Origin of the sequence: Pelomonas lactea, assembly GCF_043555885.1 — a bacterium.
Lineage (GTDB): Bacteria > Pseudomonadota > Gammaproteobacteria > Burkholderiales > Burkholderiaceae_C > Pelomonas > Pelomonas lactea.
In genome coordinates this window covers 852,248-869,654 of the sequence record NZ_JBIGHX010000003.1, presented here as the reverse complement: position 1 = coordinate 869,654, position 17,407 = coordinate 852,248, and the positions used below count along the sequence as shown (strand labels likewise).

Sequence of the window (17,407 nt, the reverse complement as noted above, 5' to 3'; positions counted from 1 at the left end):
AGATGCGAAATGCCAGTCTACAGCATGACCGGGTACGCCAATTCCGTGGCGCAACCCCCTAAAGCCGAGGACGGCAACAACTCCACACAAGCCAGCGTCAGCGTCGAATTGCGGTCGGTGAATGGCCGGTTTCTGGACCTGTCCATGCGCATGCCGGAAGAACTGCGCGGGCTGGAGCCTCAATTGCGCGAATTGATTGCGGCGCGATTCAAGCGCGGCAAGATCGAACTGCGCATCAATACCCAGCGCGAGGCCGACGGCGGCTGGCCGCAGCCGCTGCCGGAACAGCTGAACCGCCTGGCCAATCTGGAATCCAAGGTGCGCGCCTGGCTGCCGCAGGCGGCACCGCTGTCCGTGCAGGAAGCCTTGAACTGGTGCAAGAGCGGCGGTGGCACCGCGGTCGCGCTGGACGGCCCGACGCTGGAGGCCGCCCGCGCCTGCGTTGAAGGCCTGGCCGAATCGCGCGAGCGTGAGGGCGAGAAGCTGGTGGCCATCCTGATGGAGCGCATCCAGCGCCTGCGCACGCTGGCCGACGAGGCCGAACCGCTGCTGCCCGCCGTTGTGGCACGCCAGCAGCAGCGCTTCCTGGAGCGCTGGCAGGAGGCGCTGGCCGGCACCGGCGCCGCCAGCAGCGTGCCGCAGGAGGCGCTGCAGGAACGCGCGCTGAACGAGGCGGCGGCGTTCGCGATCCGCATCGACGTGGCCGAGGAACTGGGCCGGCTGCGCGCCCACCTGGAGGAGTTGAGCCGGCTGCTGAAGAAAGGCGGCGAACTCGGCAAGCGTCTGGACTTCCTGATCCAGGAATTGCACCGCGAGGCCAATACCCTGGGCTCGAAATCGGCGGCGCTGGAGCTGACAAATATCTCCGTCGAGATGAAGGTCGCGATCGAGCAGATGCGCGAGCAGGTGCAGAACATCGAGTAGGTTGGCGACGCCCCCTGCGGCAGGGAGGCTTCCCCGCCGCTGCACGGAACCTGCGCGCACCGGACCTGCCGGCGGCGCAAAAAAAATGGCCCCTGGTCCGCACGACCAGGGGCCAAGGTCTTCACCATCGCTGCGCGGCATGCCATGCAGGCTTGAAGACTCACCGGGATGAGTAGAGCGAGGCCTGCCGCGGCGGGCCTCGGCGGGTCAGAACTTGAATTCCGCGCTCAACACGTAGGCCCGGCCCAGCACGTCGGCCACGCTGGTCAGGTAGCCGCGGTAGGCGGTGTGGTTGGTCAGCGGCGGCTCCTTGTCGAGCAGGTTGCTGACACCCAGCGACAGCTTGATGTTCCGCCAGCCGCTGTACTTCACCATCAGGTTGTATTGCGAATAGGCCGACACATTGCGCGGCCCGGAGGTGCCGGCGCCGGTGGCGGCGGGCAGGTTCTGGTCGGCGATCTTGCTCTGGTAGCGCTGCGACAGCTGCACCATCCACTCGGCGTTCTGCCAGGCCACCTGCGCCGTGTGGCGCCAGCGGTTGTTCAGGCCGCGCGTGGCGTTGGACAAGCCGGCGTTGGGGTTCACCGGCACCACGTCGTTGTAATAGCCCAGCGCCGACACCCAGTCGCCGTTGTTGACGCCCTCGGAGCGCGCGTCCCAGCGCGTCAGGTAGGCGATGTCAATGCCACCCGAGAGCGTGCCCCAGCTCTGCCTGGGTGCGCTGTACTTGAGGCTGGCGTCGATGCCGGCGCCGCGGATGGAGCCGACGTTGGACGGCGTGTTGACGACCGCATCGCGCGAGCCCGAGGCGGACACCACGCCCAGCGTGCCGTCAGCGTTGCGCAGGAACAGGCCGGGATAGGTGGCGGGGTTGGCCAGGATGTAGTCGATGGCACGGTTGCCGATGACGTCGTCGATCTGCGTGCGCCAGTAGTCCAGCGTCAGCGTGAGGTTCTTGATGGGTTCGAAGCCACCGCCGAAGGTCAGGCTGCGCGAGGTCTCGGGCTTCACACCGGCGTTGTTGGGCACCTTGGTGATCTGGTTGTAGCCGGTCAGGCCGCAGACCAGCTCGGGCGCAAAACCGGGCTTGGCCGTCGGCACGCCGTTGACCGTGGGGCAGTTCAGCGGGTCGTTGAACACCGGGATCAGCGTGCGCTCGGTTTCCTTGGTGTAGATCTCGGGCAGGCTGGGCGCGCGGTAGCCGGTGTTGGCAGAGGCGCGCAGCACCAGGCTCTTCAGTGGCGTCCAACGCGCGCTGAGCTTGGGGTTCACCGTCGTCTCGTTGAGGTCGCCGTACTTGTCGCCGCGCACTGACGCGTTCAGCGTCAGGTCGCGGCGCAGCGGCGCGTCCAGCTCGGCATACAGCGAGGTGATGGTGCGGCCGATCTTGGTGCTCGTGGCGGAGGTGGCGCCGCTGGCCAGGTTGTCGCCACCCAGCAGGTCGATCTGGCCGTTCAGCGCGGTGGACACGTCGTTGGCAGCCTGGCCGACGGGCTGCCAGCTGTCGCGGCGCAGCTCGCCGCCGACGGCCAGCATCATGTCGCCACCGGGCAGCTTCATGACGCTGCGCGAGAAGGTCGCGTCCACGCTGCTGTTCTCGGCCTTGTGCAGGCGCAGTGTCTGGCCGTCCAGTGATGCGCCGGCCAGCAGTTCCAGCCCGGCCGCGTCCTGCAGGCCGAAGGGGTTGAGCCTGGGGTCCAGGTACAGCGTGCGCGAGGTCGTGCCCTGCACGCTGGCGATGCCGCTCACCTTCAGCCAGCCCGAGCCGGCCTTGGTGTTGCGCTCGGAGCGGCCGTAGTTCAGCCCGGTACGGTAGTCCCAGCCGCCGAGCGCGCCCTCGGCGGTCAGCACGAGGCGGTCGTTGCTGTGCACGTCGTTGCGGATGCGCGCACCGGCGTCCGCCACCGACCACAGCACATCGATGGGCCGTCCGGCCAGGTTCAGCCCGGCCACCGCCGGCACCTTGCCATTGCCCGGGTAGTAGGGATGGGCGCTGGTCAGGCGCACCGTGGGCGCGGCGGGGTTGTTGTACTGGTCGACCTCGAACTGGCTGTGGTTGAACTCGGCCGTCAGCAGGTGGTCGCCCGGCAGCTGCAGCTTGCCCTGGGCGTAGAAGTTCAGGATGCCGTTCTTGTTGTTGAACGTCGTGTACTGCGTGTTGGCATCCAGGAAGCAGGTCTGGCGCCCGCCCGAGGTGCTGGGCACCGAGTACGGCGGCAGGCAGCCCGCCGCATACATCGGGTTGTAGCGCACCGTGCGCAGCGACGCGGTGGGGTTGGTCGGATCGGTGAAGTTGCCCGGTGTCGCGTTCGCGCCCAGGCCGGGCGCCGTGCTGATGCCCAGCGCCGTGAGCGCCGAGCCGTCCGTCAGCTCGGGTCGGGCCGAGCGGGGCAGTTCCTCGCGCTTCTGGATGTCGAAAGCGGCATAGACGTTCCAGCGGTCCTGCGCCAGGTCGCCCACGCCGGCGATCAGGCCCAGCGCGCGCGTCGCGCCGCCGCCCGAGCGCTCGGGCTGCATGGCCTCCAGCTTGATGCCCACGCCCTTGTAGGCCGGCAGCGTGTAGAAGGCCTGCACGCCGCCCATCGCGTCGGAGCCGTAGCTGGACGAGGCGCCGTCGCGCAGGATGTCCACATGGCTCATCGCCATGCGCGGCATCACGTTGACGCTGACGTACTGGTTGGTCAGCGGCTCCTTGGCCAGGCGGCGGCCGTTGAGCAGCGTCAGTGTGCGCATGGGGCCGAAGCCGCGCAGGCTGGTCATGGGCCCGGCCGTGCCGGCATTGGTGCCCAGCGAGTTGGCCTGCGGCAGCTCCAGCATCATGTCCTTGAGCTCGGTGTTGACGCGGGCGCTGAGCTCGGTCGCCTTCATCGACGTGACCGGCAGCGCCGCCTCGTCGTTGATGGAGCGCCGGATGATGGAACCGGTGACCTCCACGCGCTCGATGACGGCGCGCTCCGGCTCCTGCGCCAGCACGGGTGTGCCGGCCAGGCTCATCAGCGCGAGCGCGATCGCGCTGGGGCGTGCGCCCGAGGGGCGACGGGGTTGGTGCATGTCTTGTCTCCTGTGAGGGGCGGAAAAGGGCGTGGCCTCTGCGTGCCTGGGCCCTGGGGGCGGGTCAGCGGCTCGCGGTCTTCATGCGCTCGCGGCTGTTGTTGAGGTGCATGAACATGGCCGCCCGCGCACCGGCGGCGTCGCCGCGGCGGATGGCCTCCAGCACGGCCCAGTGCTCCTGGGCCGTGATTTCCTTGCCCGGCCGCAGCTCGGGCGACGACTCGCCGAAGCGCGCCGCCTTCGTGCCGTTGCCGGCGCTGCTGCGGCGGGCCGCCGCCTGGCGCGGCATGGTGGCGTTGCCCAGCGTGCGCAGCACGTGCGAGAAATACTCGTTGCCGGTGGCCTGGGCGATCAGTTCGTGGAAGCGGAAGTCCGCCTCGGCCGTGCCCTCGCCCGTGGTGTGCTGGGTGTCGAAGTCGTCCAGCGCCTGCTCCATCGCGCGCAACTGCTCCGGCGTGCGCCGCTGGGCGGCCAGCGCGGCGGCCTCGGGCTCCAGGCTCAGGCGCAGCTCCAGCATGGCCAGCTTCTGCTGCAGCTTCAGCTCCGCGCCCGCGGCCTGCTGCAGCGAGGGCAGCCGCACCTGCGGCGCCAACACGAAGCTGCCCACGCCCTGCTGCGTGCGCAGCAGCCCGCTGGCCTGCAGGCGCGACACGGCCTCGCGCACCACGCTGCGGCTGACGCCGAACTCCTGCATCAGCACCGGCTCGGTGGGCACGCGGTCACCCGGCTTCAGTGCGCCGCTGGCGATGCGCTCCGACAGGCCGTCGACGACGCGCTGCGACAGGCTGGGCGGGCGGGCACTGGCGGGTGAGGTGGCGTTGCTGTTCATGGCGGGCATCCCTTGCGTCGCCCAACTCATCAGACGACTGATGTCAGTATAGGCAGGTCGTCCGACCTTGTTTCACGCGCACTTTCTCGATTTCATCGTGGTTTTCCCTTGAAACACTGACATGCACAGCAGCGCTGGCTACACTGCAGTCATCAGACGACTGACGAGATTGCAAACCATGATCAAGATTGAAAGCGTGAGCGCCGTCGAATTCACGCACCCCACGCGGCGCTCGGTCGACGCCGCCGGCCACTCCCACCCCGGCCCGCCGGGCACGGGCCACCTGGCGCTGCTGAGCATCCGCAGCACCGACGGCGTGGAAGGCCACTGCTTCGCGCCGCCGCAGGTGGTGCGCCCGCATGTGCTGAACCAGTTCGTGCGCCGCGTGCTGGTGGGCGGCGATGCGCTGCAGCGCGAAAAGCTCTGGTGCGAGCTGGAGCACTGGCAGCGCGGCAGCGCCGGCCAGCTGACCGACCGCGCGCTGGGCGCCGTCGACAGCGCACTGCACGACCTCATCGGCCGCACGCTGGGCGTGCCGGTCTACCAGCTGCTGGGCGGCTACCGCGACAAGGTGCCCGCCTACGGCAGCACCATGTGCGGGGACGAACTCCAAGGCGGCCTGTCCACCCCCGAGGAATATGCCGACTTCGCGCGTCAGCTCGTGGCACGCGGCTACAAGGCCATCAAGCTGCACACCTGGATGCCGCCGGTCTCGTTCGCGCCCAGCGTCGCGATGGACATCAAGGCCTGCACCGCCGTGCGCGAGGCCGTGGGGCCGGACATCGAGCTCATGCTGGACGGCTACCACGAGTACAGCCGCACCGACGCGCTGCGCATCGGCCGCGCGCTGGAGGAGCTGAACTTCGCGTGGTTCGAGGAAATGATGAACGAGCAGAGCACGGCCTCCTACACCTGGCTGGCCGGCCAGCTCGACGTGCCGCTGCTGGGCCCCGAGAGCCTGTCGGGCAAGCACTATGCGCGGGCCGACTGGGTCAAGGCCGGCGCCAGCGACATCCTGCGTGCCGGCGTCACCGGCTGCGGCGGCATCGCGCCGACGATGAAGGTGGCCCACCTGGCCGAGTCCTTCGGCATGAACTGCGAGGTGCACGGCAACGGCGCGCCCAACCTGGCCGTCGTCGGCGCCATCCGCAACTGCCGCTGGTACGAGCGCGGCCTGCTGCACCCATTCCTGGACTACGACGAGGTGCCGGCCTATCTGAACGCCCTCGTCGACCCGATGGACGCAGACGGCTTCGTGCACCTGCCGCAGCGGCCGGGCCTGGGCGAAGACATCAACTTCGACTACATCCAGCGCCACACGGTCGCCACCTACTGAGCGCCGCCATGTTCCCGGCATCCTCGTGGCCGCTGCGCCGCCGCCGCCTGCTCGCGCTGCCCGCGCTGCTCGCCGGGGGCGTGGCCAGCGCCGACTCCCCCGACGACCAGTTGCTGATCGGCATGAGCATGAACAACCTGCTCTCGCTGGACCCGGCCGCCGCCACCGGCCTGGACGCGGCCACCGTGGCCTGCAACCTCTACGACAGCCTGCTCGAAGTCGACGCGGCGGACCCGACACGGCTGCGGCCCAGCCTCGCGCAGTCCTGGGCCGTGAGCGACGCTGGCCGGCGCCTCACGCTGACGCTGCGCGGCGACGTGCGCTTCGCCAGCGGCCGGCCGCTGACGGCCGCGCACGCGGCCTGGTCGCTGCAGCGGGTGCTCAAGCTCAACCTCGCGCTGGCGTCGGTGTGGAAGAGCTACGGCTTCACCGCCGCCAACGCGACGACAAACATCCGCGCCGAGGACGCGCTGACGCTGGTCATCGACCTGCCCTTTCCCACCGACCCGGCGCTGGTGCTGATGACGCTGGCCACCTCCATGAGCGGCTACGTGCTGGACCGCGACACCGTGCTCGCCCACGAGCAACGCGGCGACCTCGGCAACGCCTGGCTCACCACGCATGCCGCCGGCTCCGGCGCCTTTGAGCTGGAGGAATGGCGGCCCAAGGAGCTGCTGACCATGCGCCGCGTGGCCACCTACTGGCAGCCCGCGGCCAGGCTGCGGCGCGTGGTGTTCCGCCACATGACCGAGTCGCAGACGCTGCGGCTGATGCTGATGCGTGGCGACCTGGACATCGCCGGCGGCCTGTCCGCGCCCGACGTGCGCGCGCTGGCCCAGCGCCCCGAGCTCGTCGTCGAGGAAGTGCGCCGCGCCACGATGTACTACGTGGCCGTCAATGCCCGCCACCCGCGCTTTGCGGACGAGCGCGTGCGCCGCGCCGTGCTGCGCCACCTGATCGACTTCCAGGGCGTCGCCACCGGCGTGCTGCCCTTCTACGGCGCGCTGCAGATGCGCCCCGTGCCGCCAGGCCTGCCGGCCTCGCTGCCGCAGCCCGGCTACCGCTTCGCCCCCGCCGCCGCACGCCGGCTGCTGGCCGAGGCCGGCCTGCCCGACGGCTTCGACACCACCATCCGCGTCATCGCCGAGGCGCCCTTCACCGGCATCGCCACCAGCCTGCAGGCCACGCTGGCGGCAGGCGGCATCCGCGCCAGCATCCTGCCGGGCACCGGCAACCAGGTCTACGGCGCCATGCGCGAGCGCAGCTTCGAGATCGTCGTCGGCCGTGGCGGCGGCGGCGGCGAGGCGCACCCGCACTCCAGCCTGCGCGCGCTGGTCTACAACCCCGACAACCGCGACAGCGCGCGCCTGAGCAACTTCCAGGGCTGGCGCACGGGCCACGCGGATGCCGAGCTGAACCGCCTCATCGAACAGGCCCTGCTGGCGCCCGACGCCGCCGCGCAGGCCGCGCTGTACCGCCAGGCACAGCAGCGCTTTGACAGCCACGTCGGCGCCATCCAGCCCATCGCACAGATGCTGGACACGCAGGTCATGCGCCGCGCGGTGCGGGGCTACCACGGCCACCCCAGCGGCGCCACGCGGCTGCGCGAGGTCTACAAGGAGGCTCGCCCATGAGCGCGAAATGGCTGCGCGGCGGCAGCAGTGCCGCCCTGGCCCTGCTGGGCCTGCTGCTGCTGACCTTCATGATCGGCCGCGTGATGCCGCTGGACCCGGTGCTGGCCATCGTCGGCCCCGACGCCGACCGCGCCACCTACGAGCAGGTCCACCGCCAGCTCGGCCTGGACCGGCCGCTGTGGGTGCAGTTCGGCCGCTACCTGGGCGACCTCGCGCAGGGCGAGCTCGGTCGCTCGCTGCTCACCGGCCTGCCCGTCACGCAAGACCTGGCCCGCGTGCTGCCGGCCACGCTGGAGCTGGCCACGCTGGCCATCGTGCTCGGCGCGCTGCTAGGCGTGCCGCTGGGCGTGTGGGCCGCCAGCCACCACAAGCGCTGGCCCGACCACCTCGCCCGCGTCCTGGGCCTGGCGGGCCACTCCACGCCGGTGTTCTGGTTCGGCATGATGGGCCTGCTGGTGTTCTACGCCTGGCTGGGCTGGGCCGGCGGCATCGGCCGCATCGGGCTGGGATTTGAAGGCGCCATCCCGCGCGTGACCGGCCTGATGCTCATCGACACGCTGCTGGCCGGCGACACGGCCGCCTTCCGCAGCGCGCTGCGCCACCTGCTGCTGCCTGCCTGCGTACTGGGGCTGCACTCCATGGCGTATCTCAGCCGCATGACGCGCAGCTTCATGCTCGCGCAGCTGAGCCAGGAATACATCACCACCGCGCGCGTCAAGGGCCTGAGCCGCCGCCAGGTCGTCTGGGGCCACGCCTTCCTGAACATCCGCGTGCAGCTGCTCACCATCCTGGCGCTGGCCTACGGCGGCCTGCTGGAAGGCGCCGTGCTCGTCGAGACCGTGTTCGGCTGGCCCGGCTTCGGCAGCTACCTGACCGGCAGCCTGCTGCTGGGCGACATGAACGCGGTGATGGGCTCGGTGCTGGTCATCGGCCTGCTGTTCGTGGCCCTCAACCTGACCGCCGACGCGCTGTACCGCGTGTTCGACCCGCGAGCCCGCACATGACCGCTTCCACCCTTCCCGCGCCCGGCGGCGCCTGGCAAGCCTGGTGGGCCGATGCCGGCGTCACCGCGCGCAAGCTGCTCGCCAACCCGCTGACGACCATCGGCATGGCCGTCATCGCCCTGCTGGTGCTGGTGGCGCTGTTCGCCCCGTGGATCGCCACGCACGACCCGCTGCGCCAGGACCTCGCCGCCGCCCTGCAGCCGCCCGGCAGCGCACACTGGTTCGGCACCGACGAGTTCGGCCGCGACGTCTTCAGCCGCCTCGTGCACGGCACCCGCATCACGCTGTTCATCGTCGTGCTGGTGACGGTGGTGGTGGGCCCGCTGGGCATGGGCATCGGCGTGGTGTCGGGCTACTTCGGCGGCCGCGTCGACCTGCTGTGCATGCGCGTGGCCGACGTGTTCCTGTCCTTCCCCAGCCTGGTGCTGGCGCTGGCCTTCGTCGCCGCCCTGGGCCCGGGGCTGGACCACGCCGTGCTCGCCATCGCGCTGACCGCCTGGCCGGCCATCGCCCGCCTGGCCCGCGCCGAGGCCATGACGCTGCGCAACGCCGACTTCATCGTCGCGGCGCAGCTGCAGGGCGCCTCGCACCTGCGCGTGCTGTGCCGGCACCTGGCGCCGCTGTGCCTGCCGTCGGTGCTGGTGCGGCTGACGATGAACATGGCCTCCGTCGTGCTCACCGCCGCCGGCCTGGGCTTCCTGGGCCTGGGTGCGCAGCCGCCGCTACCCGAGTGGGGCGCCATGATCTCCGAGGGCCGCCGCTACATGCTGGACAGCTGGTGGACCGTGGCCGCGCCGGGTGCGGCCATCCTGGCCGTCAGCATGGCCTTCAACCTGCTGGGCGACGGCCTCAACGACGCGCTCGACCCGAGGCAATCGTCATGACGACATCTCCCCTGCTCGACGTGCAAGGCCTGCACGTCGCCTACGGCAGCCCTGCCGCGCCCGTGCCCGTGGTGCGCGGCGTGTCCTTCACCCTGGGCCGCGAGAAGGTCGCCGTCGTCGGCGAGTCCGGCTCCGGCAAGACCACCGTCGGCCGCGCACTGCTGAAGCTGCTGCCGGGCCAGGCCCGCATCGCCGCCGAGCGCCTGCAGTTCGACGGCATCGACCTGCTGCGCGCCAGCGAGCGCGACATGCAGGCGCTGCGCGGCCGGCGGCTGTCGATGATCATGCAAGACCCCAAGTACTCGCTGAACCCCGTCATGAGCATCGGCCGCCAGATCGGCGAGGCGGTGCAGCGTGCGGCCACGCTGTCGCGCGCCGAATGCGACGAGCGCGTCCAGGCGCTGCTGGCGCGCGTGCGCATCCGCGACCCGAAGCGCGTGGCGGCCCAGTACCCGCACGAGGTCTCGGGCGGCATGGGCCAGCGCGTGATGATCGCGATGATGCTGGCCCAGCGCCCGCAGCTGCTGATCGCCGACGAGCCGACCTCGGCGCTGGACGTGTCGGTGCGCCAGGAGGTGCTGGGCCTGCTGGACGAGCTGGTCGCCGAGCAAGGCCTGGCGCTGCTATTCATCAGCCACGACCTGCACCTCGTGAAGCACTTCTGCGACCGCGTGCTGGTGATGTATGCCGGCCGCATCGTCGAGACGCTGGCGGCGGCCGACCTCGCGCATGCGAGCCATCCCTACACGCAAGGCCTGATGGCCTCGCTGCCCAGCCTGCAGCGGCGCCGCGCGGTGCTGCCGGTGCTGCAGCGCGACGCGGCCTGGAGCGCGGCATGACGGCGCCGATGCTGTCTGTGCGCGACCTGCGCCTGGCCTTCGGCGAGGGCCCCGAGGCGCGCACCGTGCTGCACGGCGTGAGCCTGGCCGTGGCGCGCGGCCAGGCCTTCGGGCTGGTGGGCGAGTCGGGCTCGGGCAAGACCACCGTGCTGCGCTGCCTGGCCGGCCAGTACCACCACTGGCAGGGCGAGGTCGCCATCGCCGGCGAGGCCTACCGGGGCGAGCGCAGCCGCGCCCACGCGCGCCGCGCGCAGATGGTGTTCCAGGACCCCTACGGCTCCCTGCACCCGCGCCACACCGTGCGCACCGCGCTGGCCGAGCCGCTGCACGTGCATGGGCTGGACCGCGTCGACGAGCGCATCGACGAGGCCCTGCACCAGGTCGGCCTGCCGCTGCATTTCCGCTTTCGCTACCCGCACCAGATCTCCGGGGGCCAGCGCCAGCGCGTCGCCATCGCCCGCGCGCTCATCCTGCAGCCGCCCCTGCTGCTGCTGGACGAGCCCACCTCGGCGCTGGACGTGTCGGTGCAGGCCGAGATCCTGAACCTGCTGGCCGACCTGCGCGAACGACAAGGGCTGACCTATCTGCTGGTGAGCCACGACCTGGGCGTCGTGGCCCACCTGTGCGACAGCCTCGCCGTCATGCAGCAGGGGCGCATCGTCGAGACGCTGAGCAGCGATGCGCTGTGCCGGGGCGAGGCCCGGCACGCCTACACGCAGGCGCTGGTGGCGGCCAGCCACGCCTGAGTCGCTCCGATGCACGAGCTTGACGTCGCTCAAGCCCGCAGCCGGCCCGATTTAAGGCAGATCAAGGTCGCGGCTCGGCGGGCCGACGAGCATGGGCCACCATGCCCACGACCGCGTCTCCGCCCAGTTGCTGCGCCGGCCTGCGCCAGACCCTGATCCAGGGCTGGCAGCAGGACTTCCCGCTGCATCCCTCGCCCTTCCGGCAGATGGCCGCGCGCAGCGGTGCGACGCCGCGGGAGCTGCTCAGCACCTGCCGCGAGCTGAACCGCAGCGGCGCGCTGCAGCCCATCCGCGTGCGCTGGGGCGCCACGCTGCGGCGCGGGCGCTGGCGGCTGGCGTTCGACGCGCCCCCCGGCTTCGCCACCGCGCTGGCCGCGCTGCCCGGCTGCTTCCGCATCGAGCGTGCCCAGGCCGGCGACGGGCTGCCGACGCTGTGGGCCGAGATCGAGGCGCTGGACGAGGCCGCGCTGGGCCGCCAGCTCGCGCGGCTGGCGCTGCCACCGCTGGCGCGGCTGCGGCTGCCGTCGCCCGACACCACGCTGAGCTGCGACGACCCGCAGCTGGCCGCCTGCGTGGAGCGCGGCCTGCCCGTCTGCTCCAAACCGTTTGCCGAGTGCGCACGGCAGCTCGGCTGCAGCGAGCATCACGTGCTGTCCAGCCTCAGCGCCTGGCGGCGCCAGGGCCAGCTCGAAGGCCTGGTGCTGAAGCCGCCGCCCACGCCGGTGCCGCAGCTGGGCACGCTGGCGCTGTGGCGGCGCCTCGAACCCTCGGCGGCGCTGCTGCAGCGGCTGCGCGAGCAGCGCGGCATCGACCGCGTCATCACCGGGCCGGGCTCCGACGACTGGCCGTGGCAGCTGGGCGTGGTGCTGCGCGCAGCCCCTCAGCTGGGCGCCGAACCCTGGCGCGAGCGCCTCGCCGCCGCCGGGCTGGCCGCCGCGCCGGACGCCAGCCAGCCGCTGCGCATCGAACAGCCGCGCGATCAGGCGCTGCTGTTCAACACCTGAGGCGAATCGCCCGTCACGCCGGCGTGCCCAGCGGCACGCCCGGTGTCAGCAGGCGCTCCAGCAGCTGGCTGACGCTGGCGATCTGCGGGCCGAACGGCAGGTCGCCGCGGCCGCGGAAGAACAGGCCCTTGGCCATCTCACCGCGCAGCGCGGCCGCCAGACGCTGGTCGATGCAGAACTGGCCCCAGCCCTTGAGGCCGTCGCGCAGCCCGCACTGGGCCAGGCAGTCGAAGGCCATCGTGCAGCGCTGCTTCAGCTGGGCCACGGTCTGCAGCCGCTCCTCGGCCTTCAGATACTTCTTCAGCCACGGTGTCAGCACGGCGCGGGCCGGCAGGCCGGCCACGCTGGTGAACTCGACAAGGTCCTCGTCACGCGACTCGGCCAGTACCTGCTTGAAGTTGGGGTGGGCGTCACACTCCTGCGTGGCCACGAAGGCCGTGCCGAGCTGGGCCGCGTCGGCACCCAGCGACTGCAGGCGCTGGATGTCCTCGCAGCGGCGCACGCCGCCCGCGGCGATCAGCGGCACCTGGCCTTCGACACCGGCGTCGCGCAGATGCTGGCGCACGGCCGGCAGCACGGTCTCGAACTCGAAGCGCGCATCGCCCAGGTCGGCCACCCGGGCCGCGCCGAGGTGGCCGGCGGCGTGGGCCGGGTGCTCGATGACGATGGCGCTGGGGATGCGCTGGCGGCGCTCCCACTTGCGCCACAGCAGCGCCACGCCGCGGGCATCGCTGAGGATGGGGATCAGCGCCGTGTCGGGGTGGTCCTGCGCGAGTTCGGGCAGGTCCAGCGGCAGGCCGGCACCGACGACCAGCGCCTGCGCGCCCTGCTGCAGCGCCGTGCGCACCGAGGCCGCATAGTCGCTGACGGCGCGCATCACGTTGACGGCCACCAGGCCGCGCCCGCCGGCAAGCTCGCGCGCACCGCGGATCTCGCGCGCCAGCGCCTCCTGGTTGGCCTGCTCGATGACGGCCTTCTTCTCCGGTCCGTCGGCCAGGCCCTCGCTGCGCGCCATCAGGTCGGCATGGTGGCGGCGCAGGTCCACCGAGGCGATGGTGCCCCAGGCACCCTGGGCGGCGACGCTGCCGGCCAGCCGGTGGGCCGAGATGCCCACGCCCATGCCGCCCTGCACGATGGGCAGCAGCTGGCGGCCGGCCAGTTGCAGCGGGCGCAGGCCGGCGGCCGTCATGCGTTCCAGGAGCGAGAGAGAGGTCATGGCGGGTCCGGGGTTGAACGACGAAGACGGCGATGCTGCAGCCAGAAAGGCGCGGCCGCCTTGACGTGGTGCAAAGCCGCTTCGAATAGACGACGTTTGCGCCCGCTCCGGCAGCAAGCCGCGGGGCCGAGCCGTCAGGCCGCCAGGGCGGCGATGCGCTTGACGGGCTTGAGCTGGAAGACGGCCGGATCGCGCGCGCAGTCCAGCAACAGGGCGCGCACCCGCTGCAGCCACAGCTGCGCGAAGTCGGCCTCCTCCTGCGCGTTCGCGCGGCCGCCGACGCAGCGCTCCAGCAGCGGCTGCAGGCGCGGGTCGGCCGGCACATGGGCCATGTCGACGCTGGCGTCCACCGCCTCCTGCGTGTCCAGCCGCGTGAAGCGCAACGTGCTCAGCAGGTCGGGCTTGTAGCGGATCAGGCCAGCGCGCGCGAAGCGCCCGGCCAGGCCCTTGAAACCCGAACCGCCGGCGGCGCCGGTCAGCATCTGCACGACGGTGGCCACCACGCCGCTGCTGCCCGAGCGCGCGTCATCGCGGAACTCCACCTTGATCTGGCCGCGCTGCGGCAGCGTGTCGGCGTACAGATGCTCAAGCGCGAGATAGGTCAGCCAGTAGGCCGCGGCCACGGTCGGGCAGGCATGGCCCGTCAGCCGCACGGCATCCGCGAAGCCGTACGCCAGCAGGCCGTCCTCGGCGCAGCCCAGCAGGCGGGCGAGCGGGTCCTGCACCACGATCCGGGGCACCTCATCGAAAAACGGCTGCAGCTTCATGGGAATCCTTGGCGTCGCGAGGGTGGGAGGCGAGGACGAATCGTCCGCGCTGGCCGCGTCCCGAGGCTTGATGGGCGTCAAGCCAGCGACATCCGCTCAGTTGACCGGCTAGGCTTCACCCCGGCCGCCCGTCGACGCGCGGCCGCGACAGCACCGGCCAGTAGCGCCACGCGTACAGACCGAAGCCGGCCGACCACAGCGCCGCGGAGGCCTGCACGGCCGGCAGCGTCCAGGCCGGCTGCAGCAGCGGCAGCACCACCCGCACCAGCGCAGCCAGCAGAACGGCGACGTAGCAGGCCGTCTCGAAGCCGTCGGCGCGCAGCGCCCGGCCGGTGTGGCCGCGGGCCGTGCGGGTCATCATGCCGATGACGAGGCCGCCGACCGCGCCCACCGTCAGCGCGTGCGTCGCGAGCGACGGCGTCACCCAGTCGAGCGCGCCACCGGCGCGCAGCAGCAGGTGCACGGGAATCCAGGCATAGGCCAGATGCAACACCCAGACCAGCGGCACGCGCAGCGTCTTCCACGGCTGCCACAACGCCCAGCGCACGGCGTGGGCGGCGCCAGCGGCGGCCGCGATGGCGGCCACCGGCCAGCCGCCCAGGCCCAGCAGGTCCGCCACGCCCAGCGCCAGCACCAGGCCCAGCGCCGCCTTCTCCACCACCGGCCGCCGCGTCGCGGCCGCGCCCGGCACGCCGTTGTTCGTGAACATCGGGATCACGCGCCCGCCCATGACGGTGAGGATGAAGAGCACCACATCCAGCGCCACCTGCAGGCCCGGCAGCGGCGCCACCGCGATGAACCCCAGCTGCCCCAGGTGGAAGACCGCGGCGACAGCGGCCAGCAGCAGCAGCAGGCCGATGAAGAAGTAGTTGCGCCGGTTGCGCGCGCGGACGAAGGGCACCGCCAGCGCGCCGGCCGCGGCCAGCGGGAAGGCGATGTTGGCCAGGGCGGCGGCCACGCCCCAGCGCGTCAGCACGAGCACGCGGGCGGCCAGCCACAGCAGCACCAGCGCCGCCAGCGGCCCGCCGGTGGGTGTCGGCAGGTTGGTCCAGTTGCGGCCGGCCGTGAACAGGAAGCCGACGATGACGGCCAGCGTGAAGCCGAACAGCATCTCGTGCGCATGCCACAGCGGCCCGGCCAGGTAGGCATGGCCCAGCAGGCCCGAGAACTGCAGCGCCCACAGCGGGACGGACAGCGCGGCGAACACGCTGGCCAGCAGGTAGAACGGGCGGAAGCCCAGCGCGAACAGCGCGAAGGCGGGCCGCGGCGCGCGCGGCGGCTCCTCAAGAGGGATCAGTGCCATGGAGTCCTTGCCGTGACGGCGAATGTCGAAAGGCCAGCGCCGCGGCAACCACGGTGGCCGCGAAGCCGGCAATGGCCAGTGCGTTGCCGGCCGCGCCGGCGGCCAGCAGGCCGGCGCCGCCGAACAGGCGCACGGCCAGCGAGCCGTGCAGCAGCGCCAGCGGCAGGTACCACGCCCAGCCGAAGCGCAGCTTGACGCGGGCGATGGCCGGCAGGATCACCGGCGCATGGCCGAACACCATGCCGATGACGAAGCCCAGCCCGAGGCCGTGCAGCGCCGCGTCGCGCAGCGGCCAGCCCAGCGCCGTGGCCGCCCAGGCCAGCCCTGCGACGGCCAGCCAGCCGTAGCCCAGCAGCAGGCAGACGGCCATGTAGCGGCTCAGGCCGTGGGCGCGCACGGTGCGGCGCGCGATGTCGAACGCCAGCAGCCAGGCGGCCAGTGCCGCCAGCGCCACGCCGAACAGCAGGCCCGACACCGCCGCGCCCAGCAGCAGCGCCGCCAGGATGGCGTACAGCGCCCACGACGCCCCGGGCCGGCGGCGCATCAACCGCGTCATCTCCAGCCGCTCGGCGGCGATGGTCAGCACCAGGAAGGCGAACCACCACGGCACGACCGTGGCGGCCGATGCCCCCAGGGCGTGCAGCAGGCTGCCGGCGGCCCAGCACAGCCCGCCCAGCACCAGCAGCGCCGTGTGCGCCGCGCGCTGCCGGGCGACGATGACCGCGTTGACCGCCACGAAGGCGAGCGACGCCGCCACGGCCAGCCAGGCGGCAACATCCGCGGCCCCGCCCAGCTGGGCCAGGCCCGCGCCGGCCGACGCCAGCGGGCCGGCGAAGCACAGCGGGTGCCGCACGGCCACCGCGCGCTCGACGGCGATGATGGTCGCGAGGACCGCGCTGATCATCAGGAAGGCATGCGCCTGCACGGCGCCCCCCAGCCAGGCGCCGCCTGCCGCGGGCAGCGGCACGCCGGCGCGCAGCAGGCCGCCTGCGATGCCGGCCACCAGCAAGACCGGCACGGCCAGCGCCAGCGGTGCGAGCCAGCGTCCGTGAGGGTGGCGGCCGTGGCGCATGGGTGGATCCCGCCTCACCAGCCCATGAAGGCCTTGGCGCTGGCGCTCATGCGGTCGGTCGTCCAGGGCGGCTCCCAGACGAGCTCGATGTCCACCGCCATGCCAGGTGGCGCGACGGCCTCCAGCTCGGTGAAGGCGTCGTCCAGGATCACGTCGGCCACCGGGCAGGCGGCGGACGTCATCGTCAGCAGCACGTGCAGCCGCTCGGGCGTCACCGTGACGCCGTAGACCAGCCCCACGTCGACGATGCTCATCGCCACCTCCGGGTCGACGACACGGTGCAGCGCCGCGAGGATGCGCGCGCGCAGCGCCTCGGCGCCGGCGTAGGGGTAGTTCTCGCCGTGCGTCATGCGGCCCTTGCCGGGTGGATCTGCAGCACGCCGGCCAGCGCCTCGCGGTTGCGGGTGATGTCGGCCAGCGTGTAGCGGTCCAGCACGGCATGGAAGGCGCTCACGGCCTCGGCCAGCACGCCCTTCAGGCGGCAGCTGCGCACGATGGCACAGTGGCTCTGCTCGCTGCTGAAGCACTCGGCCGGCTGGTCCAGCCCTTCCGCGTCGCGCACGACGCGGCCGACGCTGATCTGCTCGGCCGGCATCGCCAGCACCAGGCCGCCGCCCTTGCCCCGCACCGTGGCCACCCAGCCGCAGCGGGCGAGGTGGTGAACCACCTTGGTCAGGTGGTTGGCCTTGATGTCGAAGGCGGCGCAGATCTCGGCGACGGTGGCCCGGCGGTCGGGTTCCGTCGCCAGATAGATCAGCACGCGCAGGCTGTAGTCGGTGAAGGCGGTGAGCTTCATGG

General features: G+C 72.0%; 16 protein-coding genes. 8 read left to right on the top strand and 8 right to left on the bottom strand.

Translation table 11 applies throughout. The features are described from left to right. Positions 1–24 precede the first annotated feature (24 nt). Entirely contained in the window at positions 25–924 is a 900-nt protein-coding gene (locus tag ACG04Q_RS12600) for a YicC/YloC family endoribonuclease (RefSeq protein ID WP_394511270.1), read from the top strand. 207 nt (positions 925–1,131) lie between these two features. Here ACG04Q_RS12600 and ACG04Q_RS12595 read toward each other — a convergent pair whose 3' ends face one another. Next, the gene (locus ACG04Q_RS12595; protein WP_394511269.1) at positions 1,132–3,975 is read right to left on the bottom strand and encodes a TonB-dependent receptor domain-containing protein; all 2,844 of its coding nucleotides are present in this window, start codon (positions 3,973–3,975) and stop codon (positions 1,132–1,134) included. A gap of 64 nt (positions 3,976–4,039) precedes the next feature. Next, the gene (locus ACG04Q_RS12590) at positions 4,040–4,804 is read right to left on the bottom strand and encodes a FadR/GntR family transcriptional regulator (RefSeq protein WP_394511268.1); all 765 of its coding nucleotides are present in this window, start codon (positions 4,802–4,804) and stop codon (positions 4,040–4,042) included. Positions 4,805–4,982: 178 nt separating this feature from the next. Here ACG04Q_RS12590 and ACG04Q_RS12585 point away from each other — a divergent pair, with 178 nt between their 5' ends. The 7 genes from ACG04Q_RS12585 (at position 4,983) to ACG04Q_RS12555 (ending at position 12,251) form a co-directional block, all read left to right on the top strand. Beyond that, on the top strand, positions 4,983–6,140 hold the full coding sequence (locus ACG04Q_RS12585) for a mandelate racemase family protein (RefSeq protein WP_394511267.1): 1,158 nt from the start codon (positions 4,983–4,985) through the stop codon (positions 6,138–6,140). An 8-nt stretch (positions 6,141–6,148) separates the two neighbouring features. Beyond that, positions 6,149–7,774, top strand: a complete 1,626-nt coding sequence (locus ACG04Q_RS12580) for an ABC transporter substrate-binding protein (RefSeq protein WP_394511266.1) — start codon at positions 6,149–6,151, stop codon at positions 7,772–7,774. Further along, entirely contained in the window at positions 7,771–8,778 is a 1,008-nt protein-coding gene (locus tag ACG04Q_RS12575; RefSeq protein WP_394511265.1) for an ABC transporter permease, read from the top strand. The genes ACG04Q_RS12580 and ACG04Q_RS12575 overlap by 4 nt, the downstream gene beginning before the upstream one ends. Next, positions 8,775–9,662, top strand: a complete 888-nt coding sequence (locus ACG04Q_RS12570) for an ABC transporter permease (protein ID WP_394511264.1) — start codon at positions 8,775–8,777, stop codon at positions 9,660–9,662. Before ACG04Q_RS12575 ends, ACG04Q_RS12570 begins: the two co-directional genes overlap by 4 nt. Further along, on the top strand, positions 9,659–10,501 hold the full coding sequence (locus ACG04Q_RS12565) for an ABC transporter ATP-binding protein (protein WP_394511263.1): 843 nt from the start codon (positions 9,659–9,661) through the stop codon (positions 10,499–10,501). The genes ACG04Q_RS12570 and ACG04Q_RS12565 overlap by 4 nt, the downstream gene beginning before the upstream one ends. Continuing rightward, the gene (locus ACG04Q_RS12560; protein WP_394511262.1) at positions 10,498–11,247 is read left to right on the top strand and encodes an ABC transporter ATP-binding protein; all 750 of its coding nucleotides are present in this window, start codon (positions 10,498–10,500) and stop codon (positions 11,245–11,247) included. The genes ACG04Q_RS12565 and ACG04Q_RS12560 overlap by 4 nt, the downstream gene beginning before the upstream one ends. 101 nt (positions 11,248–11,348) lie before the next feature. After that, positions 11,349–12,251, top strand: a complete 903-nt coding sequence (locus tag ACG04Q_RS12555; RefSeq protein WP_394511261.1) for a hypothetical protein — start codon at positions 11,349–11,351, stop codon at positions 12,249–12,251. Between the two features lie 13 nt (positions 12,252–12,264). On the opposite strand, the gene ACG04Q_RS12550 is transcribed toward ACG04Q_RS12555, so the two are convergent. The 6 genes from ACG04Q_RS12550 to ACG04Q_RS12525 all read right to left on the bottom strand — a co-directional run bounded on the left by ACG04Q_RS12550 (position 12,265) and on the right by ACG04Q_RS12525 (position 17,405). Next, complete coding sequence (locus ACG04Q_RS12550) at positions 12,265–13,467, bottom strand: NAD(P)H-dependent flavin oxidoreductase (protein ID WP_394511260.1); 1,203 nt, start codon at positions 13,465–13,467, stop codon at positions 12,265–12,267. A 134-nt stretch (positions 13,468–13,601) separates the two neighbouring features. Beyond that, the gene (locus tag ACG04Q_RS12545) at positions 13,602–14,234 is read right to left on the bottom strand and encodes a hypothetical protein (protein WP_394511259.1); all 633 of its coding nucleotides are present in this window, start codon (positions 14,232–14,234) and stop codon (positions 13,602–13,604) included. A 115-nt stretch (positions 14,235–14,349) separates the two neighbouring features. After that, the gene (locus tag ACG04Q_RS12540; RefSeq protein ID WP_394511258.1) at positions 14,350–15,537 is read right to left on the bottom strand and encodes an NnrS family protein; all 1,188 of its coding nucleotides are present in this window, start codon (positions 15,535–15,537) and stop codon (positions 14,350–14,352) included. Then, on the bottom strand, positions 15,518–16,609 hold the full coding sequence (locus ACG04Q_RS12535) for a hypothetical protein (RefSeq protein WP_394511257.1): 1,092 nt from the start codon (positions 16,607–16,609) through the stop codon (positions 15,518–15,520). Before ACG04Q_RS12535 ends, ACG04Q_RS12540 begins: the two co-directional genes overlap by 20 nt. Positions 16,610–16,623: 14 nt before the next feature. After that, on the bottom strand, positions 16,624–16,959 hold the full coding sequence (locus ACG04Q_RS12530) for a metal-sulfur cluster assembly factor (RefSeq protein ID WP_394511256.1): 336 nt from the start codon (positions 16,957–16,959) through the stop codon (positions 16,624–16,626). Then, entirely contained in the window at positions 16,956–17,405 is a 450-nt protein-coding gene (locus ACG04Q_RS12525; protein ID WP_394511255.1) for an Rrf2 family transcriptional regulator, read from the bottom strand. Before ACG04Q_RS12525 ends, ACG04Q_RS12530 begins: the two co-directional genes overlap by 4 nt. Positions 17,406–17,407 lie beyond the last annotated feature (2 nt).